Annotated in this window: 28 protein-coding genes and 1 other RNA gene; 9 read left to right on the top strand and 20 right to left on the bottom strand. The window is 74.9% G+C overall.

Translation table 11 applies throughout. The features are described from left to right. Window positions 1–3: 3 nt before the first annotated feature. The 6 genes from ACI79Y_RS11240 to ACI79Y_RS11215 form a co-directional block, all read right to left on the bottom strand. A complete protein-coding gene (locus tag ACI79Y_RS11240; RefSeq protein ID WP_457158563.1) occupies window positions 4–1290 on the bottom strand; it encodes a hypothetical protein in 1287 nt (428 codons plus the stop codon). 108 nt (window positions 1291–1398) lie between these two features. Continuing rightward, the gene (locus ACI79Y_RS11235; protein ID WP_457158562.1) at window positions 1399–1728 is read right to left on the bottom strand and encodes a CDGSH iron-sulfur domain-containing protein; all 330 of its coding nucleotides are present in this window, start codon (window positions 1726–1728) and stop codon (window positions 1399–1401) included. Window positions 1729–1757: 29 nt separating this feature from the next. Next, window positions 1758–2378 carry an FMN-binding negative transcriptional regulator gene (locus tag ACI79Y_RS11230; RefSeq protein WP_457158561.1) on the bottom strand — a complete coding sequence of 207 codons (621 nt, stop codon included), beginning with the start codon at window positions 2376–2378 and terminating at the stop codon, window positions 1758–1760. Window positions 2379–2383: 5 nt separating this feature from the next. Next, window positions 2384–5497: a bifunctional [glutamine synthetase] adenylyltransferase/[glutamine synthetase]-adenylyl-L-tyrosine phosphorylase gene (locus tag ACI79Y_RS11225; RefSeq protein ID WP_457158560.1), complete on the bottom strand. Its 3114-nt coding sequence runs from the start codon at window positions 5495–5497 to the stop codon at window positions 2384–2386. Window positions 5498–5499: 2 nt separating this feature from the next. After that, window positions 5500–6246, bottom strand: coding sequence for a type 1 glutamine amidotransferase (locus ACI79Y_RS11220; RefSeq protein ID WP_457158559.1), 747 nt, complete (start codon window positions 6244–6246; stop codon window positions 5500–5502). 67 nt (window positions 6247–6313) lie between these two features. Further along, complete coding sequence (locus tag ACI79Y_RS11215) at window positions 6314–7654, bottom strand: glutamine synthetase family protein (protein WP_457158558.1); 1341 nt, start codon at window positions 7652–7654, stop codon at window positions 6314–6316. A 244-nt stretch (window positions 7655–7898) separates the two neighbouring features. Between ACI79Y_RS11215 and panB the strand changes: the two genes are divergently transcribed. Further along, window positions 7899–8729, top strand: coding sequence for a 3-methyl-2-oxobutanoate hydroxymethyltransferase (panB, locus tag ACI79Y_RS11210; RefSeq protein ID WP_457158557.1), 831 nt, complete (start codon window positions 7899–7901; stop codon window positions 8727–8729). 96 nt (window positions 8730–8825) lie between these two features. Here panB and ACI79Y_RS11205 read toward each other — a convergent pair whose 3' ends face one another. The 3 genes from ACI79Y_RS11205 to ACI79Y_RS11195 form a co-directional block, all read right to left on the bottom strand. Beyond that, the gene (locus ACI79Y_RS11205) at window positions 8826–8948 is read right to left on the bottom strand and encodes a DivIVA domain-containing protein (protein WP_457158624.1); all 123 of its coding nucleotides are present in this window, start codon (window positions 8946–8948) and stop codon (window positions 8826–8828) included. A gap of 85 nt (window positions 8949–9033) precedes the next feature. Then, window positions 9034–9729 carry an NADPH-dependent F420 reductase gene (gene npdG, locus ACI79Y_RS11200; protein WP_457081097.1) on the bottom strand — a complete coding sequence of 232 codons (696 nt, stop codon included), beginning with the start codon at window positions 9727–9729 and terminating at the stop codon, window positions 9034–9036. Window positions 9730–9832: 103 nt separating this feature from the next. Beyond that, window positions 9833–10024, bottom strand: coding sequence for a hypothetical protein (locus ACI79Y_RS11195; protein WP_457081099.1), 192 nt, complete (start codon window positions 10022–10024; stop codon window positions 9833–9835). A gap of 151 nt (window positions 10025–10175) precedes the next feature. Here ACI79Y_RS11195 and ACI79Y_RS11190 point away from each other — a divergent pair, with 151 nt between their 5' ends. Then, window positions 10176–11360 (top strand): diguanylate cyclase, encoded by a 1185-nt coding sequence (locus ACI79Y_RS11190; protein ID WP_457158556.1) that lies wholly within the window; start codon window positions 10176–10178, stop codon window positions 11358–11360. 46 nt (window positions 11361–11406) lie between these two features. After that, the gene (locus tag ACI79Y_RS11185; RefSeq protein ID WP_457158555.1) at window positions 11407–12732 is read left to right on the top strand and encodes a M24 family metallopeptidase; all 1326 of its coding nucleotides are present in this window, start codon (window positions 11407–11409) and stop codon (window positions 12730–12732) included. Here the strand turns inward: ACI79Y_RS11185 and ACI79Y_RS11180 are convergent. The 3 genes from ACI79Y_RS11180 to ACI79Y_RS11170 form a co-directional block, all read right to left on the bottom strand. Then, window positions 12710–13465: a potassium channel family protein gene (locus ACI79Y_RS11180; RefSeq protein ID WP_457158554.1), complete on the bottom strand. Its 756-nt coding sequence runs from the start codon at window positions 13463–13465 to the stop codon at window positions 12710–12712. The genes ACI79Y_RS11185 and ACI79Y_RS11180 overlap by 23 nt on opposite strands. 18 nt (window positions 13466–13483) lie before the next feature. After that, entirely contained in the window at window positions 13484–13915 is a 432-nt protein-coding gene (locus tag ACI79Y_RS11175) for a ChaB family protein (RefSeq protein WP_457158553.1), read from the bottom strand. A gap of 135 nt (window positions 13916–14050) precedes the next feature. Then, entirely contained in the window at window positions 14051–15187 is a 1137-nt protein-coding gene (locus ACI79Y_RS11170; RefSeq protein WP_457158552.1) for an endo-1,4-beta-xylanase, read from the bottom strand. 240 nt (window positions 15188–15427) lie between these two features. Between ACI79Y_RS11170 and ACI79Y_RS11165 the strand changes: the two genes are divergently transcribed. Next, complete coding sequence (locus ACI79Y_RS11165; RefSeq protein WP_457158551.1) at window positions 15428–16447, top strand: LacI family DNA-binding transcriptional regulator; 1020 nt, start codon at window positions 15428–15430, stop codon at window positions 16445–16447. Window positions 16448–16498: 51 nt separating this feature from the next. Here ACI79Y_RS11165 and ACI79Y_RS11160 read toward each other — a convergent pair whose 3' ends face one another. Genes ACI79Y_RS11160 through ACI79Y_RS11150 form a run of 3 tightly spaced genes read right to left on the bottom strand, consistent with a single transcriptional unit; the run spans window position 16499 to window position 18152 of the window. Next, complete coding sequence (locus ACI79Y_RS11160; RefSeq protein ID WP_457158550.1) at window positions 16499–16714, bottom strand: hypothetical protein; 216 nt, start codon at window positions 16712–16714, stop codon at window positions 16499–16501. A gap of 20 nt (window positions 16715–16734) precedes the next feature. Next, complete coding sequence (locus ACI79Y_RS11155) at window positions 16735–16992, bottom strand: DUF2795 domain-containing protein (protein WP_457158549.1); 258 nt, start codon at window positions 16990–16992, stop codon at window positions 16735–16737. Window positions 16993–17021: 29 nt separating this feature from the next. Continuing rightward, window positions 17022–18152 (bottom strand): baeRF2 domain-containing protein, encoded by a 1131-nt coding sequence (locus ACI79Y_RS11150; RefSeq protein ID WP_457158548.1) that lies wholly within the window; start codon window positions 18150–18152, stop codon window positions 17022–17024. 164 nt (window positions 18153–18316) lie between these two features. Here ACI79Y_RS11150 and ACI79Y_RS11145 point away from each other — a divergent pair, with 164 nt between their 5' ends. After that, window positions 18317–18661: a hypothetical protein gene (locus tag ACI79Y_RS11145; protein WP_457158547.1), complete on the top strand. Its 345-nt coding sequence runs from the start codon at window positions 18317–18319 to the stop codon at window positions 18659–18661. Window positions 18662–18674: 13 nt separating this feature from the next. Here ACI79Y_RS11145 and ACI79Y_RS11140 read toward each other — a convergent pair whose 3' ends face one another. Further along, on the bottom strand, window positions 18675–19100 hold the full coding sequence (locus ACI79Y_RS11140; protein WP_457158546.1) for a MarR family winged helix-turn-helix transcriptional regulator: 426 nt from the start codon (window positions 19098–19100) through the stop codon (window positions 18675–18677). A gap of 74 nt (window positions 19101–19174) precedes the next feature. Between ACI79Y_RS11140 and ACI79Y_RS11135 the strand changes: the two genes are divergently transcribed. Next, the gene (locus tag ACI79Y_RS11135; protein WP_457158545.1) at window positions 19175–20245 is read left to right on the top strand and encodes a hypothetical protein; all 1071 of its coding nucleotides are present in this window, start codon (window positions 19175–19177) and stop codon (window positions 20243–20245) included. Between the two features lie 2 nt (window positions 20246–20247). Here ACI79Y_RS11135 and ACI79Y_RS11130 read toward each other — a convergent pair whose 3' ends face one another. Beyond that, on the bottom strand, window positions 20248–20658 hold the full coding sequence (locus tag ACI79Y_RS11130; protein WP_457158544.1) for a YkvA family protein: 411 nt from the start codon (window positions 20656–20658) through the stop codon (window positions 20248–20250). Window positions 20659–21051: 393 nt separating this feature from the next. Here ACI79Y_RS11130 and ACI79Y_RS11125 point away from each other — a divergent pair, with 393 nt between their 5' ends. The 3 genes from ACI79Y_RS11125 to ACI79Y_RS11115 all read left to right on the top strand — a co-directional run bounded on the left by ACI79Y_RS11125 (window position 21052) and on the right by ACI79Y_RS11115 (window position 22699). Then, window positions 21052–21924: an AMIN-like domain-containing (lipo)protein gene (locus ACI79Y_RS11125; protein ID WP_457158543.1), complete on the top strand. Its 873-nt coding sequence runs from the start codon at window positions 21052–21054 to the stop codon at window positions 21922–21924. Window positions 21925–22081: 157 nt separating this feature from the next. Beyond that, window positions 22082–22285 carry a hypothetical protein gene (locus tag ACI79Y_RS11120; protein WP_457158542.1) on the top strand — a complete coding sequence of 68 codons (204 nt, stop codon included), beginning with the start codon at window positions 22082–22084 and terminating at the stop codon, window positions 22283–22285. 129 nt (window positions 22286–22414) lie between these two features. Continuing rightward, a complete protein-coding gene (locus tag ACI79Y_RS11115; protein ID WP_457158623.1) occupies window positions 22415–22699 on the top strand; it encodes a flagellin in 285 nt (94 codons plus the stop codon). Between the two features lie 17 nt (window positions 22700–22716). On the opposite strand, the gene rnpB is transcribed toward ACI79Y_RS11115, so the two are convergent. From rnpB to ACI79Y_RS11100, 3 genes are all read right to left on the bottom strand, one after another. Then, an RNA gene (gene rnpB, locus ACI79Y_RS11110) (RNase P RNA component class A) lies at window positions 22717–23127 on the bottom strand. A gap of 29 nt (window positions 23128–23156) precedes the next feature. Continuing rightward, the gene (locus ACI79Y_RS11105; RefSeq protein ID WP_457158541.1) at window positions 23157–23876 is read right to left on the bottom strand and encodes a PIG-L deacetylase family protein; all 720 of its coding nucleotides are present in this window, start codon (window positions 23874–23876) and stop codon (window positions 23157–23159) included. A 20-nt stretch (window positions 23877–23896) separates the two neighbouring features. Further along, on the bottom strand, window positions 23897–25417 hold the full coding sequence (locus ACI79Y_RS11100; protein ID WP_457158540.1) for an MFS transporter: 1521 nt from the start codon (window positions 25415–25417) through the stop codon (window positions 23897–23899). Between the last annotated feature and the right edge of the window lie 51 nt (window positions 25418–25468).

Here is a 25468-nt window from a genome sequence, read left to right as displayed (position 1 = left end):
GCCTCAGCGCAGGCCGAAGACCGACAGCGTGCCGTCGTCCTCGTCGCTGGTCACGAACAGCTCCCGCGACTCGATGGCGAGCAGGCCCTCGGGGGCGTCGCCGGTGGACAGCACCTGGAGCAGCCGCGGGGTGGCGCTGCGGCCGATGTCGTACACCAGGACGGCGTCGCCGCGCTCGGCGCCGATGAACGCGTAGTCGGTGCCGCGCATGCGGGCGACCTCGGCACCTTCGAACTCCGCGCCCTTGTCGTCGCTGCGCCCGTCGGGGTAGCGACCGGCGTCGGCGAGTGCGCGCTCCGCCGAACCGGCGCTGGACCAGCGCACCGTGCCGTCCTGGCGGAACACCGTCCAGCCGCGGCCACCGCTGGGCTCGGCGAACAGGTCGCCCTCGTCGGCGGTGACCAGCTCCCCGCGCAGGGTCCACTGGACGGCGTCCGGCTCCCGCGGTGCGACGAGGGTGTCGTCGAAGGCGACGGTGTCGTCGTCGGCGATGTCGGCGTCGGTGCGGGTGACCGTGCCGGCGGAGAACGAGTGCACGACCCGCTTGCGGGCCAGGTCGACCAGGGCGATCGCGTTGTTCTCCTGCAGCGTCACCGCCGCGACGTCCCGCCCGTCGACGTCGACGAACTCCGGCTCCGGGTCGGCGGGGAAGACCATGCCCGGCAGGCCGGTCAGCTCCACCCGCCCGGCGGTCCAGGCCGACACCGGCCCGCGCAGGTCGACCACGGACAGGTGGCCGGCCGGCAGCTGCGGCAGGCCGCCCTCGACCCCGTCGACGACCAGGTCCTCGTCGCGCTGGTTCTCGATGGCGATCGCCGCGAACACCCCGCTGGGCCCGACGTCGATGGAGTCGGGCTGGCCGCCCAGGTCGATGGTGCGCACCACCTCCCGCCGGGGCAGGTCGATGACCGCCAGGTGGCCCGAGGGCCGGGTCAGGTCGGTGGTGGTGTCGACGGCGACGAGGGCGTACCGCGCGTTGGACATCACCGTCACCGAGGTCGGTGAGCCGCCCACGTCGATCGTGCCGAGCTGGCGGGGCGCGGTGGGCCGGCTGAGGTCGACCAGGCCGACCTGGCCCAGCTCGGAGTCGGTGTAGACGACGGTCCGGCCGTCCGGGGTGGCCGAGATGATCTCGGCGACCTCACCGGCGACCGGGAAGGTGGCCAGCGCCGAGAAGGTCGGCGGGGTGGCGGCGGACGCCGTACCGGCGGTGAGCACGGCGGTCAGCAGGCCGGCGGTGAGGACGGCGGGCGCGGCAGCGGGAACGGAGCGGAGCGGGCGACGGAGCACGGGCCACCTTCGGCGGTCGGGGCGGGAACGCGCCCACCCTGACCGCGGCGGGCCAGCGCCCGGTGACCGGCCGGTGAACGCGCGGTGGCCCGGCCCGGTCCAGCCGGCTCAGCCGCGGTTGTCGCGGGCCTCGGCGACGATCCGCGCCGCCGGGCGGGGCCGGGCGGGCGCGCTGGCGGCGTGGAAGCCGGACCGCTTGTGCGTGCCGTCGCAGAACGGCTTGATCCCGGACTTCCCGCACCGGCACAGCGCCACCGTCTTCCGGCCGGGGTCGATCTCGTTGCCGTCGGTGTCGACCAGGCGGAAGTCGCCGCGCACCACCAGCGGGCCGTCGCGGTAGGGCGTGATGGTCGCGGTCGGCTCGTCGGCCGGGGGCAGGTCGCGCACGGTCACGTCGGAGACGTCGGCGGGGTCGGTGTCGGGGGTCTCGGGGGGCACCGGTGGCTGGTTCCCGGGGGTAACCCCGCTCAACCGCGCGACTCCGGACGGACGGCGGCCACCGCGTCGGCCGTCGTCCTGGCGCCGTCGGCGCGCAGGCCGGCGACCACCCCGTCGACGTCGGCGGCCGACCGGTTCTGCGAGAGCTTCCACTTCGCCTCGACCCGGGCGATGCGGACCTCCACCCCGACGATGGCGCGCAGCTGGCCGGCGACGAACCGCTCCGGCGCGTCGCCGACCGCCCACGGCTCGGCGCGGCCGCCCTCGTGGGCGTCGGTCAGCGCCGCCACGTGCGCGGCGAGCCAGGCCGGGTCCTCGTGCACCACCAGCGGCCCGTGCACATGGGCGACGACGTAGTCCCAGGTGGGCACCACGCGGCCGTGCTCGGCCTTGGTGGCGTACCAGGACGGCGAGACGTAGGCGTCCGGCCCGCGGACGATGACCAGCACCTCCCCCACGGTGTCCCGCCACTGGGGGTTGTTCCGGGCGAGGTGACCGCGCAGCGTGCCGCTCGCCGGGTCGTGCACCATCGGCAGGGTCGTGGCGGTCAGCCCCGCCGGGGTGGCGCTGACCAGGTCGACGGCGCCGGGCGCGGCCAGCAGCGCGGCGACGGCGTCGCCGGGCGCGGCGAAGGCGGCGGGCACGTACACGGGGATCAGCCCTCCTCGGTGCGGCCGTAGAAGACCTCGTCGACGACGGTCCGGGCGTGCCGGGTGACCCGCCGGTAGTCGTCGAGGAACTGGCCGGGATCGACGTCGGGGCCGTAGCCGCAGGCGCGCGCCACCCCGCCCAGCTCCAGGCCCTGCCGGGGCAGCTGGTCTCCCGGGCGCCCCCGCACCAGGAAGACGGCGTTGCGGGCCCGGCTGGCCAGCTCCCAGGCCGTCTGCAGGGCGGTCCGCTGGTCCTCGGGGAGCAGCCCGGCGTCGGCGAGGGCGCCCAGCGCCGCGACCGTGGAGGTCACCCGCAGCTGCGGGTGGGCCGCGGCGTGCTCCAGCTGCAGCAGCTGCACGGTCCACTCGACGTCGGCCAGCCCACCGCGCCCCAGCTTGGTGTGCGTGGCCGGGTCCGCGCCGCGGGGCAGCCGTTCGCTGTCGACCCGCGCCTTGATCCGCCGGATCTCCGCGATCTGCTCGCTGCTCAGCCCGGCGGCCGGGTAGCGCAGCGGATCGACGAGGCGGACGAACTCCCGGCCCAGCTCCTCGTCGCCGGCCACCGGGTCGGCGCGCAGCAGCGCCTGCACCTCCCAGGTCGAGACCCAGCGCTGGTAGTACTCGGCGAAGGCCGAGAGGCTGCGCGACAGCGCACCCTGCCGGCCCTCCGGGCGCAGGTCGGCGTCCACCTCGAACGCGGGGTCCGGGGCCGGCTCGCCGAGCAGCCGGCGCAGGGTGTGCGCGACGCTGTTCGCCGCCGAGGTGGCCTTCCCCGGGTCGGCGCCGGGCCGCACCCGGTGCACGAACAGCACGTCGGCGTCCGAGCCGTAGCCCATCTCCGCACCGCCGAGGCGGCCCATGCCGATCACCGCGAGGTCGACCGGCACGTCGGCCGGGGTGGTGCCGGTCTCGGCGGCCCAGCTGCGCACGGCGGCGTCCAGCCCGGCGCGCAGGGTGGCGACGGCGACGGCGTGCAGCGCCTGCCCGACCCGGACGACGTCGAGCCGGCCGAGCAGGTCCGCGCAGGCGATGCGCAGCAGCTCCTGTCGGCGCAGCGCGCGGAGCACCTGCATGCCGGCGGCGGCGTCACCGGCCCGGGACACCGCCTGCCGCCAGGCGGTGGTGAGCACGTCGGCGCCGCGCGGCTCCAGCTGGGCGTCGTCGGCCAGGGTGCGCATCGCCTCCGGGGTGCGGGTGAGCAGCCCGGCGATGTACTGGCTGGAGCCCAGGAGCACCGCCAGCCGCTCGGCGGTGCGCCCCTCGTCGCGCAGCAGCCGGAGGAACCACTGGTCGTGCCCGAGCGCCTCGCTGACCCGCCGGTAGGCCAGCAGGCCGGCGTCGGGGTCGGCGCAGGAGGCGAAGGTCTGCAGCAGCACCGGCAGCAGGTAGCGCTGCATGGAGGCCGAGCGGCTCAGGCCGCCGGTCAGCGCGCCCATGTGCCGCAGCGCGCCGTCCGGGTCGGCGAAGCCCAGTGCCCGCAGCCACTCCCCCGCTGCCTTCGACCCCAACTGCAGCTGCTCGCCGGGGACCTTCGCCACCGAGGACAGCAGCGGCCGGTAGAAGAGCTTCTCGTGCAGCCGGCGCACCACCCGGGTGTGCAGGGTGAGCTCGGCGCGGAGCACCGCCACCGAGTCGCCGCGGTCGTCGGGCTTGTAGCCCAGCGACCGGGCCAGCCAGCGCAGCTGGTCACCGGCGACCGGGATCAGGTGGGTGCGGCGCAGCCGGAGCAACTGCAGCCGGTGCTCGACGGTGCGCAGGAACCGGTAGGCCGAGACCAGGGTGGCGGCGTCCTCCCGGCCGATGTAGCCACCGGCCCCGAGCACGGTCAGCGCCGGGATGGTGCCGCCCACGCGCAGGGTGACGTCGGCGCGGCCGTGCACCAGCTGCAGCAGCTGGACGCTGAACTCCACGTCGCGCAGCCCGCCGCGGCCCAGCTTCAGCTCCCGGTCGGCCTGCGCGGCGGGGATGTGCTGCTCGACCCGGCGGCGCATCGCCTGGATCTCCCCGACGAACCCGGGCCGGTCACCGGCCTTCCACACCAGCGGCCAGAGCGCGTCGACGTACTCCCGGCCCAGGGCCGGGTCACCGGCGACCGGGCGCATCTTCAGCAGCGCCTGGAACTCCCAGGTGCTGGCCCACTTCTCGTAGTAGGCCCGGTGCCCGGCCAGGGTGCGCACCAGCACGCCGGCCTTGCCCTCGGGGCGCAGCGCCGCGTCGACCTCCCACGCCGCCTGACCGCAGATCCGCATCAGCGCACCGGCGACCCGGGTCGCGGTGGCCAGGGCGCCCGCCTCGTCGGCGTCCTCGGGTGCGTCGGCCAGCGGCTCGGCGACGAAGACGACGTCGACGTCGCTGACGTAGTTGAGCTCCCGCCCGCCGGTCTTGCCCAGCGCGATCACCGCCAGCCGGCAGGGCGCCGACCCCGGCGGCTGCTCGGCCACGGCCAGCGCCAGCCCGGCGGTGAGCACCGCGGCGGCGATGTCGGCGAGCTCACCGGCCACCTCGTCGGCGGGCAGGCCGTCGGCGATGTCCCGGCCGGCGAGGGAGAGAACGGCCCGGAGGTAGGCGTGGTGCAGGTCGCGGACTCGGGCCGGATCGGCGTCCGGTGCGGCGCTGCCCAGGCCCACCCCCCACGGGGGGTCGTCGGGGTCGGCCCCGACGGCGAACAGCAGCTGCTGCTCCAGCTCCTGCGGGCTGGGCCGGGCGCCCCAGCGGTCCTCGGTGTCGAGCACCACCCAGTCGGCGGGCTGGGCGGCCAGGTGGTCGCCGAGCCCCGCGGAGGCGCCGAGCACCCCGAGCAGCCGGGTGCGGACCAGCGCCGAACCCCGCAGCCGGGCGAGCAGCGCAGCGGCGGCCTCGCCGTCGGGGTCGATCCCGTCCAGCGCCTCGACCAGCCGGCTCAGCGACCGCAGCGCCAGGTCGGGGTCGCCGGCACGGGCCAGGGCGGAGACCACCGGGGCGGCCTCGGGGTCGGCGGGCTCGTTGCGGTCCAGGTCCCACAGGCCCAGCGCCGGGTCCGACAGCAGCCGGGCGGCGCGCTCGCCGTCCTCGAACCCCAGGCGGGCCAGCCGGACGAGAGCGCGCCGGGGGATCCCGCCCTCGGGCTGCACGGCGGTCACCCTCAGCCCCCGGCCGGTGCGGGACGGGTCCGGACGTGCTCCTCGACCAGCGCGGCGAACCGGCCGGCGAACGGCGCCCACACCTCCGCGACGTCGGGCAGCACCGCGGCGGCGCGGGCGCAGACGGTCGCGACGTCGGTGCCGCTGCTGGCCACCCCGACCGGGTCGGAGCCGGCCCACTGGCGCAGCACCGCCTCGTCGGGCTCGATGTGGAACTGCAGTCCGTACACGTGCTGCCCGACCCGGTAGGCCTGGTGCGGGTAGGCGGGGTTGCTGGCCAGCAGCGTCGCGCCGGCGGGCAGTGCGTCGATCTCGTCGTGGTGCCACTGCAGCACGTCCGGCGACAGCGGCAGCGGGCCGAACAGCGGATCGGCGTCGGCGGCGTCCCGCTTGGCCACCAACGTGGCGCCGACCTCCGGCCCGTCGGCGCCGATCCGGGTGCTGCCACCGCCGACCTGGGCGAGCAGCTGGGCACCCAGGCAGATGGCCAGCGTCGGCACGTCGGCGGCCAGCGCCTGGGCCAGCAGGTACCGGACCCCGGTCAGCTCCGGGGAGACCTCCGCGGGGTCCAGCGAGGACTGCGGGCCGCCCAGGACCAGCAGCCCGTCGACGCCGGTCAGGTCCGCCGGCAGCGGCTCCCCGCGGGACAGCCGCCGCTCGTCCAGCTCCAGCCCGGCGTTCCGCAGCCACTCCCCCAGCCGGGTCGGCGGGTCGGTGTCGGACGGGACGACGACGAGCAGGCGGGCCACGGCGCCGAGCCTAGTGAGCGCCGTCCTGGTGCCGCCAAAATGGCCATTGTGGCGGCACCAGGACGCGTCAGAGGCCGGGGAGGTAGCGCTGCAGCTCGAAGGGGGTGACGTTCTGCCGGTAGGCGTTGAACTCCTCCCACTTGTTGCGCAGGAAGAACTGGAACACGTGCTCCCCGAGGGTCTCGGCGACCAGCTCGCTGCCCTCCATGGCGGTCAGCGCCTCACCCAGGGAGACCGGGAGGTCCTGGTAGCCGGCGGCGCGGCGCTCGGTGTCGGTCAGCGACCAGACGTCGTCCTCGGCCTCGGGCGGGAGCTCGTACCCCTTCTCGATGCCGCGCAGCCCGGCGGCGAGCAGCACCGCGAAGGTCAGGTACGGGTTGCAGGCGGAGTCCGGGGAGCGGACCTCGACCCGGGCCGAGTTGCCCTTGTTCGGCTTGTAGGAGGGCAGCCGGACCAGCGCGGAGCGGTTGGCCCGGCCCCAGGTGGCGGCGGTGGGCGCCTCGGTGCCGGCCAGCAGCCGGCGGTAGGAGTTGACCGTCTGGTTGGTGATCGCGGTCATCTCCCGGGCGTGGGTCAGCAGCCCGGCGATGAACTGCTTGGCCGTCGTCGACAGCCGCATCGGGTCGGCGGCGTCGTGGAAGGCGTTGCGGTCGCCCTCGAACAGCGACAGGTGCGTGTGCATCGCCGAGCCGGCCAGCTCGGTGAACGGCTTGGGCATGAACGTGGCGTGCACCTGCTGGCCGAGCGCCACCTCACGGACGACGTGCCGCAGCGTCATGATGTTGTCGGCCATGGACAGCGCGTCGGCGTAGCGCAGGTCGATCTCCTGCTGGCCGGGCGCGACCTCGTGGTGGCTGAACTCCACCGAGATGCCCATCGCCTCCAGCGCGAAGACCGCCTCCCGGCGGAAGTCGTGGGCGACGTTGTGCGTCGACAGGTCGAAGTAGCCCCCGGTGTCGGCCGGCTGCGGCGGGGTGCCGTCGCTGGGCAGGTCCTTGAGCAGGAAGAACTCGACCTCGGGGTGGGTGTAGAAGGTGAACCCCATGTCCGCGGCCTTGGCCAGGGTGCGGCGCAGCACGTGCCGCGGGTCGGCCCAGGCCGGCGACCCGTCGGGCAGCGTGATGTCGCAGAACATCCGGGCGGTGTCGCTGGCCTGGCCCTTGGCCGCCGGCATCACCTGGAAGGTGCCCGGGTCGGGCTTGGCGAGCATGTCGGACTCGTAGACCCGGGCGAAGCCCTCGATCGCCGAGCCGTCGAAGCCGATGCCCTCCGCGAACGCCGCCTCGATCTCGGCCGGGGCGACGGCGACGGCCTTGAGGTAGCCGGAGACGTCGGTGAACCACAGCCGCACGAAGCGGATGTCGCGCTCCTCCAGGGTGCGCAGGACGAACTCCTGCTGGCGGTCCATGTTCGCCATGCTGGCCTCCGGTCGTGACGGTCGTGTTACGCGACCCCCAGCCTGCCCCCTGGGAGGGTCGGGCACGAGTGGGACGCGGGGTCGGAGTCCAGATCGGCGACCCGTGGCCCGGTCGGCACCGGGGGCCCGTGCACGACGGCAGGCGGCAGGACGAAGATCTCCCCGGGCGCCGCCTGCCGGGGCGCCGGAACCGTCAGCGCCGCGGCCCCGCCGCCGGCGTCCGTGGAGGAGCGTCATGACCGAGTCGGTGCTCTATGGCGGCACGTCGACCGCCCGGGTGCGCGTGCACCACCTGCAGCAGGCCAAGGAGCGGGGCGAGAAGTGGGCCATGCTCACCGCCTACGACACGGTCAGCGCCGCGGTGTTCGAGGAGGCCGGCATCCCGGTGCTGCTGGTGGGCGACTCCGCCGGCAACGTCGTCCTCGGCCACACCGGCACCGTGCCGGTGACGGTCGAGGACATCCTGCTGCTGACCAAGGCGGTCACCCGGTCGACGACACGGGCGCTGATCGTCGCCGACCTCCCGTTCGGCAGCTACGAGTCGGGGCCCCAGCAGGCCTACGAGAGCGCCGTCCGGATGATGAAGGAGGGCGGCGCGCAGGCGGTCAAGCTCGAGGGCGGGGTCCGGGTGGCCCCGCAGATCCGGCTGCTGCACGAGGCCGGCATCCCGGTGATGGCGCACATCGGCTTCACCCCGCAGAGCGAGCACACCCTCGGTGGTTTCCGGGTGCAGGGACGCGGCGCCGGCGCCGAGCAGCTGCTCGCCGACGCCCGGGCGGTGCAGGAGGCCGGCGCCTTCGCCGTCGTCCTGGAGATGGTGCCCGCGGCGATCGCCGGCCAGGTCACCGCAGAACTGGCGATCCCCACCATCGGCATCGGCGCCGGCCCGGACTGCGACGCCCAGGTGCTGGTGTGGCCGGACATGGCCGGGCTCACCGGCGGCCGGGTGCCGCGGTTCGTGAAGAAGTACGCCGACCTGCGCACCGAGCTGCTGCGCGCGGCCCGGGAGTACGCCGACGAGGTCCGCACCGGCGCCTTCCCCACCGCCGAGCACTCCTTCGAGTAACCGCCGCGCCGACGGTGTGCGCGGACTGCCGGTTCCACCGACCGGAGCCGGCAGTCCGCGCACACCGTTCGCTCGTTCGGACGTCGTCGCCGGCTCTCAGCCGCGCAGCGCGGCCTCGATCCTGTCGAGCAGGTCGTCGACCTGGCCCTCGTCGTAGCCGCGGCCACCGCCGAACGGCGGCTCGCGGAAGACGACGTCGTGCACGTGGGCCGCGCTCAGCCCGGGCCGCCGGCCGACTGCCAGCGCGTCCAGCGCCTCGGCCGCCCGGGGGAGGAGCTCATCGACGTCCTCGGTGCGGTGGCGCTCAGACGTCGGTGATGCGTACGCCGGCGTGCGCCTTGTACCGGCGGTTGACCGACACCAGGTTGATCGTCAGCGCCTCGACCTGACGGGCGTTGCGCAGCCGCCCGGCGTAGACCCCGCGCATGCCCGGCAGCCGCCCGGCCAGGGCCTGCACCACGTCGGTGGCCTCCCGGGTGTCGCCGACGACCATCACGTCGCCGTCGAGGGTCGGCCGGGAGAGGTCCTCCAGCAGGACGGCGGAGAGGTGGTGGAAGGCGCCCACGACGAAGCTGTCCGGCAGCAGCACCGCGGCCTGCTGGCAGACGCTGCCCTCGGGGACGTCGAGCACGTAGGCACCCAGCTCGTCCCAGCCCATCGGCACCACGCAGTCGACGACGACCTTGCCGGCCAGCGGGGTCGCCAGCTCGGCCAGGGTGTCGGCGTGCCCGGCGTAGGGGACGGCGACCACGACGAGGTCGGCCGCACCGGCGACGTCGGTGTTCGACCCACCGCGGACCGACACCTCCACGCCCCCGGCGGCCGCGCCGGCCCGGGTGGCGACCTCGCCGGCGACCTGCTCGGCGCGTTCGGCGTCCCGGGAGCCGAGCAGCACCCGCTGCCCGGCAGCGGCCAGACGCACGGCCAGCCCGCGGCCCTGCGGCCCGGTGCCCCCGAGCACGCCGACCACGAGGTCCTCCAACGCACGTCCGTCCGTCACGAGCCCTCCTGCCGCTCCGGCCGCGCACCGGCGCGCGCCCGCTGCCGACGATCATGCCCTTCCCGGCCCTTCCCGGCCGACCGGAGCACCGGCGGGGGCCCGCTCAGCGGCGGCGCCCCTCCTCCCACTCCCGGTCGGCGGCGTCGGCCGCCTCGTTGCGCTCGGCGACCTTCGCCAGCGCCTGCTCGGCCTCCTCGCGGGTGTCGAACGGACCGAGCCGGTGCCGCTCCGCGCAGCCGTCGCGGTCCTCGACCGCGTGGTGCTTGAGGCAGTAGAACCAGGGACCCGTGGCCACGTCGGCCTCCTCTCTCCTCGGACCGTCCCAGCCTCGCACCCGGGCCGGGCGCGCGCCGCCCCGAGCGCGGGGCGCGCACGGACCTCGCGGTACCGGAACGAGCAGCTCAGCAGGGGTTCTGCCGGAGCCGCCGGTGGTGCATCCTGCTGCCATGACGGACGAGCGGGGGCCGGCCACGGAGCGTCACCGGCATCCGGAGGACGGTGCCGACGGCAGCTCCGGGCGCACCCCCGACAGCCGGGTGGCCGCCTGGTGCCTCGCCGCGCTGCTGGCCGTCGGCGCCGGGCTCGGCTCGCTGAACCTGCTCATCGACGGGGTGCTGCGCGAGGGGCCGACCCGGTGGCTGTACCTGGCCACGATGGTGGTGCTGGTGCTCCTCGGTGCGGCGCTGGCGGTACGCCGGCAGGTCGATGCCCCGACGACGGCGGCGCTCGTGATCGTGGGCGACGTCGTCTACGTCGTGGTGGCCCGCTCGGTCACCGACCCGATGCTCTACTCGCCACCGCTGATGCTGCTGTTCTGCTGCGCGGCGGCGGCCTGGTTCCTCGGGCCGCGGATGCTCGCCCTGCACATGGTCCTGGTGGTGGTGGCCTGTGCCGCCGCCCTGGCCGGCAGCTACCCCGACCCGGCGGGCCTGGTGGTCCAGGTCGCGGTGAACGCGGTGGTGCTCGACGTCGTCACCGCCGGGGTGTTCCTGCTGCGCCGCCGGATCGAGCGGCTGCTGACCCGCACCCGGGCGCTGTCCTCCACCGATCCGCTGACCGGGCTGGCCAACCGCCGGTGCCTGGTGGAGCAGGCCCCGCGGATCTGGCGCCAGGCCCGCCGGGAGGGGCAGCGGGTGGTGGCCCTGGTCCTCGACCTGGACCACTTCAAGCGGCTCAACGACGCGTTCGGGCACGCGGTCGGCGACGAGGTGCTGCGCTGCGTCGCCGCGGCCCTGGCGAGCACCGTCCGCCCGACCGACGTGCTGGCCCGTACCGGCGGCGAGGAGCTGGTGGTCATCGGCCTGGCCGGCGACCCGGCCGAGGCGCGGCACCTGGCCGAGCGCCTGCGCGCCGCGGTCGCCACCAGCTCTGCCGGGCGGGACCGGGAGGTGACGGTCTCCATCGGGGTGGCGCTGACCCGCCCCGATGGCACCGAGAACCCGGCGGAGGCGCTGTGGCGGCTGGTCGACCGCGCCGACGCGGCGATGTACCGGGCGAAGAGGGACGGCCGGGACCAGGTGGTGCTGGCCGGCGCCCACCTCGTGCCCCTCCCCCGCGAGCCCCGCCACCCGGCATCGGAGCCGCCGCCCTCCGCCCAGACGCCCGACCCGGCGTCCGGTGGCATGGCCTGACGGCGTCCGGGCGGTGGACCGCCGCCGGTTCTGCTTTCCTCCCCTCATGACCGTGATCACGCCGGGGCGTCCGGGCGCCGACCCGACCCGCACCGTGCCGCTGCCACTGCGGGAGCAGGCCGACGTCCGCGACCGCTGGCTCACCCAGCGGCTGCTGGACCTGCTGCCGGCGCTGATGGACCGCGCCGGGATCGACCTGTGGGTGGTCGTGGGCCGGGAGTACAACGAGGACCCGGTGCTGCCCACCCTGCTGCCGGCGACCTGGCTGTCGGCCCGGCGGCGCACGGTCCTGCTGTTCCACCGGAGCGACGACGGGGTCACCGCGGCCGCGGTGTCCCGCTACCCGGTCGGCCAGTTCCAGCCGGCCTGGGACGACGACGAGCTCCCCGGGCACACCCCCGAGCAGTCGCAGTGGGCGTCGGTCCGCCGGTTCGTCGACCAGGCGGCCCCCCGGTCCATCGGCATCGACGTGTCGGCGACCTTCGCGCACGCCGACGGCCTGTCCGCCACCGAGCACCGGCTCCTGCTGGCCGCGCTCGGCCCGCACGCCGACCGGGTCGTCCCCGCCGAGCAACTGGTCGTGGGCTGGCTGGAGACCCGGCTGCCGGAGGAGATCGCTGCGATGCACGCGATGAACCGGCTGGCGCACGAGGTGATCGGGCAGGCGTTCTCCCCCGCGGCGATCGAGGTGGGGCGCACGACGGCGCTGGACGTCGCCTGGTGGATCCGGCAGCGCTTCGCCGACCTGGGCGTCGACCCGTGGTTCCAGCCGACCGTCGGCCTGCAACGCGCCGGGACCCCGCTGGTCGACGAGCACGGCACGGCGCTGCCCGGCGTGCCGTACGACGCCGTCGTCGAACCCGGGGACCTGCTGCACTGCGACGTCGGCCTCTCCAGCCTGGGGCTGACCACCGACACGCAGCGCAACGCCTACGTGCTCCGGCCCGGGGAGACCCGACCGCCGGCCGGCCTGACCGCGGCGCTGCGGGTGGGCAACCGGATGCAGGACCTGACGACGGCGGCGCTGCAGCCCGGGTGCACCGGCGACGAGGTGCTCGCCACCGCCCGGGCCGCCGCGGCCGTGGCCGGCATCGACGGCGACGTCTACTCCCACCCGGTGGGCGTGCACGGGCACGGCGCCGGACCGGCGATCGGCACGTGGGACCAGCAGGACGGCGTCCCCGGCGCCGGTGAGGCCGTCGTCCACCCCGACACCGTCTGGGCGCTGGAGCTGTGCGTACGGGTGCCGGTGCCGGAGTGGGGCGGTCAGCTGGTCCGGATCGGGCTGGAGCAGGGCATCGCGCTGACGAGCGCCGGAGTGGAGTACCTCGACGGCCGGCAGACCGAGCTCATCGTGGTCCCGTCGCCCTGAGCTCGCCCTCGCCCAGCTGGGCACGCAGCCCGCGCACCTCCTCGGCCAGTGCCCGGACCTCGGCCCGCAGGGCGTCGTCGTCCGGCTGGTCCTGGGCCTGCGCGGCGTCGGCCACCCGGCCGACGAACCAGGAGGCGACCGCCGCGGTGACCACACCGAGCAGGGCGATGCCGCCGACCATCAGCAGCACCGCGACCAACCGGCCCTCCGCGGTCACCGGGTAGGCGTCGCCGTAGCCGACGGTGGTGATGGTCGCCACCGACCACCAGACCGCGTCCCCGTAGGTGGTGATCACCGCGCCGGGAGCGTCGCGCTCGGCGTCGAGGACCGCCAGGGAGGCCATGAAGGAGATCAGCAGCGCGATCAGCGTGACGTACCAGGCGACCCGGCCGTGCAGGGAGACGGTGAGCTTGCGGTCGAGGACCCGCGCGACCCGGACCAGGCTGACGATGCGCAGCGGCCGCAGCAGCGGGAGCAGCACCGCCAGGCCGTCGATCCAGTTCCGCCGGACGAACCGCCAGCGCTTCTCCGCCAGCACCAGGCGGATCACGTAGTCGGCTCCGAACACCGGCCACGCCGCGAGCGTGACGACGGTCAGCGTCGTCTGGACCCAGTCCGGGACGCCCGGGCGCAGCACCCGCCACGCGTACGCGGTGACGAACAGCAGCGCGACGACGACGAGCGGCCACTGGCTGGCCCGCTCGTAGCGGACCCTGATCTCCTCGCGGTGCACCCGCTCAGTGTCGCCGGGTCACTTCTCCCGCGCCTCGGCGGTCTTCTCGTCGTTGGCCTTCTCGATGGCATCGACCAGCTCGCCCTTGTCCATCGTCGACCGGCCTTCGACGTCCAGCCGCTTGGCCACGTCGTACAGGTGGGACTTGGAGGCGTTCGCGTCGACCCCGCCCTTGCTGTCGTAGTCGGTGTCGGCGTTGCCCTTGGCCGACTGCTCGTCGCTGGGACCCTTCTTGCCACCCTCCTTGGGCTCCCAGTGGTCGCCGACCTTCTCGTGGGTGTGCTTCACCGCCCCCCACGCGACCCGGTTGGCCCGCTGTTCGTCGCCGTACTCGTCGGCGGCGGAGTCGTGCGCCTTGGCGAAGGTCCGCTGCGCCTTCTCGTCGGAGCGCTGCAGCGTGCTGGGGAGCTCGCTCTGCTTCGCGTCACCGCTCTTCGTGGTCTTCGGCACGGCCGTTCTCCTCGGTCGTCGGGACGGTTGACCTCGGACGGCTACCCGGTGGGGAGCCCGGCCAGTCACCGGGCTCCCCACCGGGCGCGGTTCAGCGCCGGGCCGGCAGGGTGGCGCGCCGGCCCGGCGCCCGGCTCACCGCCAGTTCAGCCAGCGGGCCTTGGCGAGCGTGACGGCCAGCGCCCAGTAGGCGGGCTTGCGCGTGTAGTCCTCGAACATCACGTTGGCCGCGCCGGTGCCCTCGAAGAAGTGCGGCACCCACGAGTACTTGTCGTTGAAGCCCCAGATGGTGAAGCTGTTGCACTCCTCCACGCGCAGGCAGGCCTGCAGGGCCATGCGGTACCAGTCGGCCTGCTGGTCCAGCTGCTGCCAGGTGGGCCGGCCGTTCTCACCCAGCGGCATGCGCACGTCGAGCTCGGTGATCGCGGTCTCCAGACCGAGGTCGTCGAAGCGCTGCAGGTTCTCCTGCAGGGTCGCCGGGAACGGGTACTCGAAGCTCAGGTGCGACTGGGTGGCGAAGCCGTGCAGCGGCACCCCCTCGGCCAGCAGGTCCTGGGCGAGCGAGTAGTAGGCGTCGCTCTTGGCCCCGATGTCGTCGACGGCGTAGTCGTTGAGGAAGAGCTTCGCCTGCGGGTCGGCCTCGTGGGCCCAGCGGAAGGCGTCGGCGATGATGCCCGGGCCGAGCTCGCTGATCCAGATGTTCTCCGGTCGGAGGGTGGGGTTCGCCCCGTCGGTGAAGATCTCGTTGGCGACGTCCCACTGCTGGATCTTGCCGGCGTACCGGCCGACCACGGTCTGGATGTGGTCCTTCAGGATCGCGCGCAGCTCGTCAGGGGTGAAGTCGCCCTCTTCCAGCCACGCCGGGTTCTGGCTGTGCCACAGCAGGGTGTGGCCACGCACGGCCTGCCCGTTGCGCTGGGCGAACTCGACGATCGCGTCCGCGGCGGCGAACTCGTACCGGTCCTGCTCGGGGTGGATGAACTCCCACTTCATCTGGTTCTCCGGCGACAGGGAGCTGAACTCCCGCGCCAGCGCCTTGCGGTAGGGCTTGTCGTAGGTGAACGGGTCGGGGTAGTCCTGCTCCAGGTGGTGCCCGCCCCCGGCGACCGCGGTGCCGATCGCCAGGTCGCCGGGGGCCACCGTGCGCAGGCCGAGCCGGTCGAGGGTCTTGTGGACGCGGTGTTCCACGGCGTGGTCGGGTGCTCGACCGCGTTCCCCGGCCGGGGCGGCCGCGGCCGGGGCCAGGGTCGCGCCGAGCAGGACGGGCAGCATGCCCACCCCCACGGCGCACCGGAGGAACGTTCGGGACAGGGACCGCTGGGGGCGCATGGCGCAACCTCTCGTCGGCGACGTTGCCAGTTCCGGGAGTTTTCCGGAAGTGATGCGCGGCACGTTAAGGACGGCTGTGAGCCGTGGCAAGAGGCGGTCGGCGTGTCCCCGTCTCACCCGGTCGCGGCGGGTGGGCGTGTCCCCGAGCCGTAGGGTGGACCCTCCGACGAGGAGGAGGGGTCCGTGTCCGAGACCCAGACGCGCACGGTCACCATCGCGGCCATCGCGGCCGAGGCGGGGGTGTCCGTGCCGACGGTCTCACGTGTGCTCAACGGCCGGTCCGACGTGGCCCCGCACACCCGGCAGCGGGTCGAGGCCCTGTTGCGCTCGCACGGCTACCAGCGGCGCGGTGGACGCGCCCCGGAGACCCCCAAGCTCGTCGACCTGGTGTTCAGCGACCTGGACAGCCCCTGGGCGGTGGAGATCATCCGCGGCGTCGAGGGCGCTGTGCACGCCGAGGGCGCGGGCACGGTGATCAGCGCGATCCACCGCCGGGCCAGCGACGCCCGGGTGTGGCTGGACAACCTGCGCGCCCGGGCCAGCGACGGCGCGGTGCTGGTCACCAGCGCCCTGGACCCGGCACTGGAGTCCGAGCTCCGCGAGCTGCACGTGCCCGCCGTGGTGATCGACCCCGCCGGCGTGCCGGCGCTCGACGTCCCGACCATCGGCGCGACGAACTGGGCCGGCGGGGTCAGCGCCACCGAGCACCTGCTGGGCCTGGGACACCGTCGGATCGGCTACGTGGGTGGCACGCCGTCGCTCTCCTGCAGCCGGGCGCGGCTCGGCGGGTACCGCGCGGGGCTGGCCGCGGCGGGGCTGCGTGTCGACCCCGACCTGATGCTCGAGGGCGACTTCGGCTACGAGTCCGGGTTCGCCGCCGCGAGCCGGCTGCTGGCCCTCCCCGAGCCGCCGACCGCGGTCTTCGCCGCCAACGACCAGATGGCGATGGGCGTCTACGAGGCGGTCCGGCGCCGGGGGCTGCGGGTGCCCGAGGACGTCAGCATCGTCGGCTTCGACGACCTGCCGGCGGCCCAGTGGTCCTCCCCGCCGCTGACCACGGTGCACCAGCCGCTGGCCGAGATGGGCATGGTGGCCGCCCGCACCCTGCTGCGGCTGGTCCGTGGCGAGCCGGTGGAGACCCCCCGGCTGGAGCTGGCCACCGAGCTGGTCGTCCGGGACAGCACCGCCCCCGCGCGGGCCTGACGCGCGGCAGCGCCCCCGAGGAACTCCTCGGGGGCGCCGCCGTGCGCGGGCTCAGTCGGCGGTGTCCGAGCTCTGCCGGTGCCCGCCCTGGGCGTCGTCGGGATCGGCGTGCACCGTGCGTTCCTCGGACTCGGCGAGGATGACCGCGGCCTGCGCCTCTGGATCGGCGCTCGGCCCGACCGACGTCTCCTCCGGGAGCAGCTGCGACCGCGACTCCACGTTGCTCTCGGTGACGTTGGCCCGCGCCTCCGGCGTCGGGTCCTTCATGCTCGGCACGATGACTCCCCCTAGAACCGGTGCTGCTCGGTGCCCATGCCCAGGGCTTCGGCGACCTCCTGGACGTTGGTGAACTCACCGTGGGCAGGCAGCCGGTGCAGGGCGGAGAGGACGCCGTCGGGCGCGTTGTTCTCCTGCGCCTTCGCCACCAGGGCGTCCCGGTCGGCCGGCCAGACCTCCTTGCCCAGGGCCTCGGCGATCTGTGCCCGTCGCTCGACGTCGGCCGGGTCGGTGCCGGGCGAGGTGGCGGGCTGGTGGGGGTCGGTCATCGGTGCTCCGTTCGTGGTGGGGTGAGATCTCAGCTGGGGGTGGAGTCGTCGGTGTACCGCAGGACGGCGGCCACCGGGATGTCACCGGGCATCGCCGTCCGGGGGACGACGACGACCCGCGCACTGCTGCCGATCGCGGCACGCAGCAGCGCCCGGTCGGCGGGCACGGACTGCGCACCGTCGACGCCGAGGGAGCGCAGGTCGTCGGCGCCGACCCCGATCTGCAGCGGGTCGGGGCCGACCAGCAGGTCACCCTCGTCTGCGATGTCGTCGGCCAGGACCAGCTCCTCGACCTGGGCCTTGCGCAGGGCCTCGACGACCAGCGCCGTCCCGGTCACCGCGAGCCCGTGGGCGCTGGCCGCCTGCACCCGCTCGACGGCGCCGGCCTGCTCGTGCGCCTCGTTCTCCGCCACCAGCTCGATCGCGCGCTGCTCGATCGGCGCCCGGTCGGCGCCGGCGGCCCGGCCGCCCTCGGTCATGGACACCAGGACGTCGGACACCTCCTTGGTCGCCTTGTCGGCGATCAGCTGGGTGGCGCGGACGTCACCGGCGAGCAGCACGAACTGGGCCTTGTGCTGCTTGACCAGCGTGTCGACCTCGTCGGCCACCTGGCCGGCGTTCTCCTCCCACTGGTTCTCGGCCGTGTGCATGTAGGTGTTGTGCGCCCAGCCGCCGACCTTCACCTTGCGCATGTGGAAGGTGTCGCCCTCGATCTCCTCCTCCTCCGTGGGGTGCCCGGCAAGGGTGGCCACCGACACGTCGGCGCCGACCCGGTCGGCGACCACGACCACGTGCGGCACGCGCCCGGCGAGCTGGCGCAGCACCGGCAGCAGCGGTGGGTGCGGCGCCCAGGAGGCCAGCGGCTCGCGGGGGGCGTCGGCGAGCACCTGGTCGAGCACGATCCGGCCGTCGGCCGCGGCGACCAGCGCCCGGCCGCGCAGGGTGGCCAGCTGGCCGCCCTCGTTGACCTGCAGGAGGCGGCTGCGGACGGCCTCGACGACCGTCTCGGGCGCTCCCTGCCCGGCCAGCTCGTCGCAGGCTGCGCGGACCCGGAGCTCCACCTCGGCATCGGCGTTCTCGGTCGTGTGGGTGACGTCCACGCAGACGGTGGCGTACGGGCCCGGGGCGGCGAACACCGGCTCCAGGAAGGACAGGTCCATCGGGTGAGCAGCTCCTTCGATCGTTCGTCTCGCGGCCCCGGGGAGCCGCGACGTGCGTCGTCGCGGCCTACCCACGCCCCCGGGCCTCACACCCGGTGTGTCAGTCCCGGCCACTCGGGTAGGCGGAGCCGGACACGTTGCCGCCACGCACCCGAGGAGCCGGCATGACCGAACACGACACCCTCCCCCTGCCCGACTACGACCACCTGCCCGTGGGCAGCCTGACCTCCCGGATCCGCACGCTGGACGCCCAGCAGCTGGAGACCGTGCTCGACTACGAGCAGTCGCACGCCAACCGCGTGCAGGTGGTGCAGGCGATGACCCACCGGCTCGACGAGCTGAAGTCCGGCGCGCAGCCGTCCGGGGGCGACCCGGAGGGCGCGCAGCCCGAGCACGCCCCCGCCGCAGCCGGCGGGTCGCCGGTCTCGGAGGCCACGACCGGCCCGGTGATCAACCCGCCGTCGCAAGGCGATCCGACCAACCCGGCCCAGCCCCGCTCGACGGGCTGAGCCAGCCGGCCGGTCAGTCCGGCTCCGCCGCGTTGTAGCGCTGCAGGGCCGAGGCGAAGGCGGCCAGCTCCGCATCGCTCCACCCGGCCACCCGGCGGGCCAACTCGGCCCGCTGGGCGTCCGCGGCCTCGGCGAGCACCCGCTGCCCGGCCGCGGTGACCCGCAGCACCTGCCCGCGTCCGCCGGCCGGGTCGGGGGCACGGGCCACCAGCCCCCGGCGCTCGAGGTCCCCGACCTGCCGGCTGACGGTCGACTTGTCCAGGCGGTAGAGCGCGGCCAGGTCGACACCGCGGCACCCGTCTGCAGCGTCGATCGAGCTGAGCATCGAGTGCGCCACGAACGACAGCTCCTGGTCGAGTCGCTGCGGCAGGCCTCGCACCCGCCGCGCGAAGACGGTCAGCTCGCGCTGCACCGACGCGGACAGCTGTTCCCGAGACACGACACGACACTCCCAGAAGGTTGTACTGTGCAACCCGATCACCGAGTTGCAATCTACAACCTAGAGGACGTCGCATGAGCTCGGCCGCCACTCCACCCAGCCCTCCCACCCGCACGATCGTCCGGCACGTGCTCACCCACCTGCTGGTTCCGGTCCTCCTGGCCACCGGGATGGCGCTGGCGTACCTGGGCGGCTTCCACCAGCCCGAGCCGGACGGGCTGCGCCTGGACGTCGTCGGCACCGAGTCCGCCGTGGCCGTGCTCGCCCAGCAGCTGCAGGACTCCTTCGGCGACGCTGCCGCGGTGCGCACCGTGCCGACGGTGGACGACGCCCGCGCCGAGCTCGCCCACCTCGACGCCGCCGGCGCCTACGTGCCCGACCCGGAACGACCCACCCTGCTCGTGGCCACCGCTGCGTCCGACACCACTGCCGTGACCGTGGAGCGGATGCTCTCCCCGGTCGCCCTGGCCCAGGGCCTCCCGCTGCAGGTCGAGGACGTCGTGCCCACCGCGCCCAGCGACCCGACCGGGCAAGGCGCCTTCTTCCACCTGGTGGCCCTGTCGGTGGGCGGGTACAGCGCCGCCATCGCGATCGCCGCGGCCGGCGGTCGGCTGCGGATGCGGGTGCGGGTGCTGCTCGGGATCGCCGCCGCCGGGGTCATCGCCGCCCTGGCCACCCTCGTCGCCGGGCCGCTGTACGGTGCGCTGCCGAGCGCGGCCTGGTCGATCGGCGCCCTGGCCTGGCTCTACGTCAGCGCCGTGGTGCTGATCGGCATCGGGCTGCACACCTTCCTGGGCCGCTGGACGACCGCGACCCTGGTGGCGCTGTTCGTGATGCTCAACTTCACGTCGGCCGGTGGGGTGTTCGCCCCCGCGCTGCAGCCGGCCTTCTTCGGCGCGCTGCACGAGTTCTGGATCGGCTCCGGGCTGGTGGAGGCCGCCCGCCGCCTGCTCTACTTCCCCGACCTCGGCATCGGCCGCCAGGTGCTCACCCTCGCGCTGTGGGCGCTGGCCGGGGCGGCGCTGACCGCGATCGCCGCGGCCGCCGAACGACGCCGCGCACAGCGAGCGACGCCCGCCCCCCTGCCGCCTCACCACCGCGCGGACGACGCGGAGGAGGAGATCGAGGAGACCGTCGCCGCCTGACCTCAGGCCGACGCCCGCGGGGCGCCGAGCAGCCGCTCGATCATCCGCCGGTCCCCCGGCCAGGCGTCCAGCAGGACGTCGCGGGGGACCCGGCGGGCGGCGTAGCGCAACGCCAGGGCCACGACGACGACGTCGTCCAGTGGGCCGATGACCGGCAGGAACTCCGGGATCAGGTCGACCGGCGAGAGCACCCACAGCCCGGCGACGACCAGCGCCACCCTGGCCCGGCGCGGCACGGCGGGGTGTCGGCGGAGCGCGCGGACCGTGGTGAGGCAGGCCGGCAGGAAACGGGCCAGCTCCCGCGCGGTGCCCGGCGGCAGCGTCCGGGCCAGCAGCACCAGCACCGCCCAGCTCGCCAGCACGACCACCAACCCGGTGACCAACGCCGCCCACCACCCGCCCACGACTGCCATCCTGGCCGATCCGCCCGGTCGCCCCCAGGGCCGCGGGCACATGACGCTCTCGTGGAGAAGCACCCCTCCGACGTTCGGCTGCCGCCGGAGCGGCAACTCCCCCGGTGACCTGAACCCGAGATCGGAAGGCTCTCCGGCACCATGCGCCACGTCATCGCAGGGGCCTGTGCGACCGTCCTGCTCGCCGGTTGCGGCTCGTCCGCCGACGAGGACCCCCAGGCCCGACCGTCTGACGACACGACCAGCGCGTCCGGTTCGACCAGCGCCCCCGGCTCGTCCGGCCGGCCCCGCCCGGGTGCCCCCCTCCCCGGGGAGGACCCGGCCGACCGCTCCCTGGAGCCGATCGGCGCGCCGGACACGGCCGACTCCGCGGCGGAGGGGGCCGGTGCACCGGTGACCCTCGTCGACGTGCGGCTCGGTGCGCACGAGGCCTTCGACCGGGTCGTCTTCGAGCTGGCCGGCGAGGGGCTGGCCGGCTGGCAGGTCGGGTACACCGACGAGCCCCGGTCGCCGGGATCCGGTCAGGAGGTCGAGGTCCCGGGCGAGGCCGACCTGGGCATCACGCTGACCAACATCGCGCTGCCCGGTGACGCGCCGGCCGGGGTCGAGCCGTGGGACGGGCCGGAGCGCCTGCGCCTCACCGACGCGGGCGCCCTGGACACGCTGGTCTGGGACACCGTGCTGGGCGGGCGGGCCACCTTCTTCGCCGGCCTGGACGAGCGACGCCCGTTCGCGGTCGGCCTCCTGGCGGAGCCGCAACGGATCGTCGTCGACGCCCTCGCGGAGCAGCGGTCGGGCACGGTCCCGCTGAGCCAGCGGTGCGAGAGCCCGACCGGCTTCGCGGTCAGCTACCCCGAGGGCTGGGCGGTCAACTCCGGGGAGACCGCGCCGGCGTGCACCCGGTTCGCGCCGGAGGCGTTCACGGTCCCCCCGGGGACCGACGAGCGCATGGGCGCGCTCACCGCGTCGATCGAGCCGGTGGACGTGGACCGGATCGCTGCGCCGGACCCGGACCGGGACCTGCAGCGCCGCGAGACCACCGTCGACGGTCGCCCCGCGGTGCGGGTGGAGCGGGAGAGCCAGGGGCGTGGGCTCTGGCCGGAGGGCATCCGCTCCACCAGCTACGTCATCGGCCTGCCCGACGGGGACGACGGTCCGCGCACGCTGGTGTTCGACACCGTCGGGCTGCCGCAGTTCGACTACGCCCGCAACGTCGGCATCCTGGACCGGATGGCCGAGACCCTGGAGATCACCGCCGCCGGCTGATCGCGGGGCTGCCGGGCACGCGCGCCGTCCCCGCGCGACCGGCTGAGCGCGGGGGCACCCGGGACCGCTGGGCCCCGTGTGGCGCCCGGGATCGGTCGTCCACGACACGTCGCCCGACCCGCACGGCACCGGTGGACGATCGCCCTACCGTCCGTCCATGCGCGAGAACCGCCCCGCCCCGGCCACCTCCTCGACCGCCCGCCTGCACCAGCTCCGGCTGATCGCCGCGGCCCGGGTCAGCGCCTGTGGCCCGGCCACCCGGCAGCAGGTCAGCGACATCGTCCGGGTCACCGTGGACGACGAGGTCGACACCCGCACGTTCCGGGCGATCGTCGCCGAGGTCGCCCCCGACCTGGACTGAGTGCCGGTGGCGGCGGGATCCGGCGTGACCCTCTCCGAGAAGCACCCTGCGCCGCGTGAGCAGTTCCCGCTGCGACTGGAGACGGGGGAGGGCCACCGCCGTCGTGCACGCCGCAGGCCTGCCGCACGGATGCGGCAGGCGCGCCCCACACCACGGAGGACGCCCGCATGGGGTTGCGCGTCGTCATCGACACCGCGTCGCTGTCGGCGCACCGCGGCCGCACCAGCGCGCACCATCGCCCGGCTCGGTGTCTCGATCGAGAACACCGCCGCGGCGGAGTCACGCATCAGGGACACCGACATGGCCGCGGGGACGACCGTCCTCACCCGCGTCCAGGTCCTCGCACAGGCCGGGACGGCGATGCTGGCCCAGGCCGACCAGACCCCGCAGTGCGTGCTGAAGCTGCTGGGCTGATCGCCCGGCGAGGACGACGGACGAGTCGGCCTGTACGCCGGGTTCTGTCCCCGGGGGCCTCACGGCACCCCGCTGGGCGGCCATCCATCTGGGCCTGCCGTTGCCGGCAGGCTCGAGCGGTCCACCCGCAGGCTCGGGCGGGCAGCCCTCGAACGCCTGCGCAGGACGGCGTCCGGATCGCTCCGTCCGCCGTCCCTTTTCGACCTTGCTCCGGGTGGGGTTTACCGAGCCACACCGGTCACCCGGTGTGCGGTGGTCTCTTACACCGCCGTTTCACCCTTACCAGTGCACGCACTGGCGGTCTGTTCTCTGTGGCACTGTCCCGCGGGTCACCCCGGGTCGCTGTTAACGACCACCCTGCCCTGTGGAGCCCGGACGTTCCTCGGCGGCGGGGTCTCCCCCACCGACGCGACCGCCCAGCCGACTCGTCCGTCGTGCCGGCCAGCCTACCCGCTGCTCAGCCCCAGAAGAGCCGGAAGCCGACCTGGCGCCCGCCGTCCTCGGTGAGCGTCGACATGTCGACCTGGCGGCGGGCCTGCTCCTCGACCGGATCGTCGGAGAGCGCCGCCAGGTAGCGGCGGTGCTCGATGAGCGAGGCGACGGCGGGCTCGACGCCGGCGGTGACGTCGACGACGTGCGGCGGTGGGTACCCGACCGCGTGCACCGCGACGTACTGCACGCCCGACCACGGCGTCTCGGGGAGGTCGGGGAAGATCCACTCGTTGCCGGCGTCGGCGACCGCGTCGAGCACCGAGCGGGTCAGTGCCCGGTGGTCGGCGGAGTTCAGCGCGCCGGGCGTCACCTCCGGCGGGGTCCAGGTGTCGCCGCCGTGCATGGTCACCACCAGGTCCGGCCGGTGCCGGCGGATCGCCGCGGCGAGATCCCGCCGCAGCTGCAGGTCGGCCACCAGCACGCCGTCGGCGTGGTCGAGGAAGTCGACCACGGAGACGCCGACCACCGCCGCGGACCGCCGCTCCTCCTCCTCGCGCAGCGGCCCGGCCTCCGCGGGCGCGAGACCGGCGATGCCCGCCTCCCCGCGGGTGGCCAGCAGGTAGCGGACCTCCTTGCCGGCGGCGGTCCACACCGCCACGGCCGCGGCCGGGCCGTACTCAATGTCGTCGGGGTGGGCGGCGACGACGAGGGCGCGCTGCCAGTCGTCGGGGAAGGGGGCGGCCATGCCGCTGAGTCTGCCCGCGCTCAGTGCTGGGTGGCGGGCTCGGGTCGCTCGGCCGGCCGCGGCCCGGCGCTCGGCGCGGCCGCCCGGACCAGCACCAGCACGAGCACGCCGCCGATCAGCCCGGCCGCACCGCAGGCGAGGAAGACGTCCCGCAGGCCGGAGGCGTACGCCGTCCCCAGCAGGTCGGCGAGGTCGGCCCGGGCCCCCGCCGGCGCGCTGCCGACCAGTTCGCCGGCCTGCCCGGCGCTGAGCGCCGACGCGGTGCCGGCCGGATCGGGGACGCCGGCCTCCCGCAGCTGCGCGGTCGCGCGGGCGGCGAAGACGCTGCCGAGCAACGCGACGCCGAGCGCGAACCCCAGCTGACGCGAGGTGTTGACCGCGCCGGAGGCCATCCCGCTGCGCTCCCGCGGGACCGCGGCCAGCGCGGCCGAGGCCAGCGTCGGGTTGGCCATGCCCACCCCCGCACCGAGGACGGCGAGCCCGGCGACCAGCACCCGCCAGGTCGAGTCGCCGTCGACCAGCGCCATGAGCAGCGATCCCGCCCCGACGAGCAGCAGCCCGCCGCCGAGGACCCAGCGCGGAGGCAACGTCTGCAGGTACCGGCCGGCTCCGGCCGCCACGCCGAAGCTGAGCGCCGAGAGCGGGATGAACACGCACCCGGCCTGCAGCGGCGACAGGCCGCCGATCGACTGCAGCCAGAGCGAGGTGAACACCAGCGCGGCGAACGCGGCGCCGTTGAGCACCATCGCGCCGATCATGATGCCGGTGAACGAGCGGGACCGGAACAGCCGGACGTCGAGCATCGGGGCCGGACGGCGCAGCTCCAGCACCACCCAGCCGGCCACCACCACCAGGCCGGCGGCGATCGGCCCCCACGAGGCCGGCTCGCCCCAACCCTCGGCCGCCGCCCGGACCAGCCCGAAGACGACCCCGGCGGCGCCCAGGGTGAACAGCGCGATCCCCGGGACGTCCGGGCGGGGGGCGCCGGGCTGGCGGGCCTCCTGCACGGCGGTGAGGGTCAGCCACACGGCGAGCACGCAGACCGGCAGGTTGACGTAGAAGATCCACCGCCACGACAGCTCGGTCAGCGCACCGCCGAGGATCGGGCCGAGCGCCGCGGAGGCGCCGACCACCGCGCCCCAGATGCCGAATGCGGTGCCCCGGTCGCGCCCCTCGTAGCTGGTGTTGATCAGGGCGATGGTGGTGGCGAACATGATCGCGCCGCCGATGCCCTGCACGCCGCGGGCGACGAGCAGCAGCCCGGCGTCCGGCGCCAGCCCACAGGCCAGCGAGGCGAGGGCGAAGACCACCAGCCCGATCAGGTAGAGCCGGCGGCGGCCGAAGACGTCGGCGAGCGAACCGGCGCCGAGCACGAGCGCGGCCAGCGCCAGGGCGTAGACGTCGACGACCCACTGCAGCTGGCCGAAGGAGGTGTCCAGGTCGATCGCCATCGCGGGGAGCGCGACGTTCACGATGGTGACGTCGACCAGGAGCATGAAGGTGCCGGTGCAGATCGCCACCAGCGGGAGCCACTTGCGCATGGCACAACTGTGCGGGCAGGCCACCCCATCACGTGCACCGATCCCGTCCGG

Source organism: Modestobacter sp. SYSU DS0875, from assembly GCF_054050915.1.
The sequence above is the reverse complement of the archived record's forward strand: the minus strand, read 5'-3'. Positions and strand labels throughout refer to the sequence as shown.

Coding starts and splice junctions, on each gene's coding strand:
- ACI79Y_RS11215 (WP_457158558.1), bottom strand. CDS start 7,654: ATGGACCGCCAGCAGGAGTTCGTCCTGCGCACCCTGGAGGAGCGCGAC.
- panB (WP_457158557.1), top strand. CDS start 7,899: ATGACCGAGTCGGTGCTCTATGGCGGCACGTCGACCGCCCGGGTGCGC.
- ACI79Y_RS11190 (WP_457158556.1), top strand. CDS start 10,176: ATGACGGACGAGCGGGGGCCGGCCACGGAGCGTCACCGGCATCCGGAG.
- ACI79Y_RS11185 (WP_457158555.1), top strand. CDS start 11,407: ATGACCGTGATCACGCCGGGGCGTCCGGGCGCCGACCCGACCCGCACC.
- ACI79Y_RS11170 (WP_457158552.1), bottom strand. CDS start 15,187: ATGCTGCCCGTCCTGCTCGGCGCGACCCTGGCCCCGGCCGCGGCCGCC.
- ACI79Y_RS11160 (WP_457158550.1), bottom strand. CDS start 16,714: ATGAAGGACCCGACGCCGGAGGCGCGGGCCAACGTCACCGAGAGCAAC.
- ACI79Y_RS11155 (WP_457158549.1), bottom strand. CDS start 16,992: ATGACCGACCCCCACCAGCCCGCCACCTCGCCCGGCACCGACCCGGCC.
- ACI79Y_RS11150 (WP_457158548.1), bottom strand. CDS start 18,152: ATGGACCTGTCCTTCCTGGAGCCGGTGTTCGCCGCCCCGGGCCCGTAC.
- ACI79Y_RS11145 (WP_457158547.1), top strand. CDS start 18,317: ATGACCGAACACGACACCCTCCCCCTGCCCGACTACGACCACCTGCCC.
- ACI79Y_RS11135 (WP_457158545.1), top strand. CDS start 19,175: ATGAGCTCGGCCGCCACTCCACCCAGCCCTCCCACCCGCACGATCGTC.
- ACI79Y_RS11130 (WP_457158544.1), bottom strand. CDS start 20,658: ATGGCAGTCGTGGGCGGGTGGTGGGCGGCGTTGGTCACCGGGTTGGTG.
- ACI79Y_RS11120 (WP_457158542.1), top strand. CDS start 22,082: ATGCGCGAGAACCGCCCCGCCCCGGCCACCTCCTCGACCGCCCGCCTG.
- ACI79Y_RS11115 (WP_457158623.1), top strand. CDS start 22,415: ATGCGGCAGGCGCGCCCCACACCACGGAGGACGCCCGCATGGGGTTGC.
- ACI79Y_RS11105 (WP_457158541.1), bottom strand. CDS start 23,876: ATGGCCGCCCCCTTCCCCGACGACTGGCAGCGCGCCCTCGTCGTCGCC.
- ACI79Y_RS11100 (WP_457158540.1), bottom strand. CDS start 25,417: ATGCGCAAGTGGCTCCCGCTGGTGGCGATCTGCACCGGCACCTTCATG.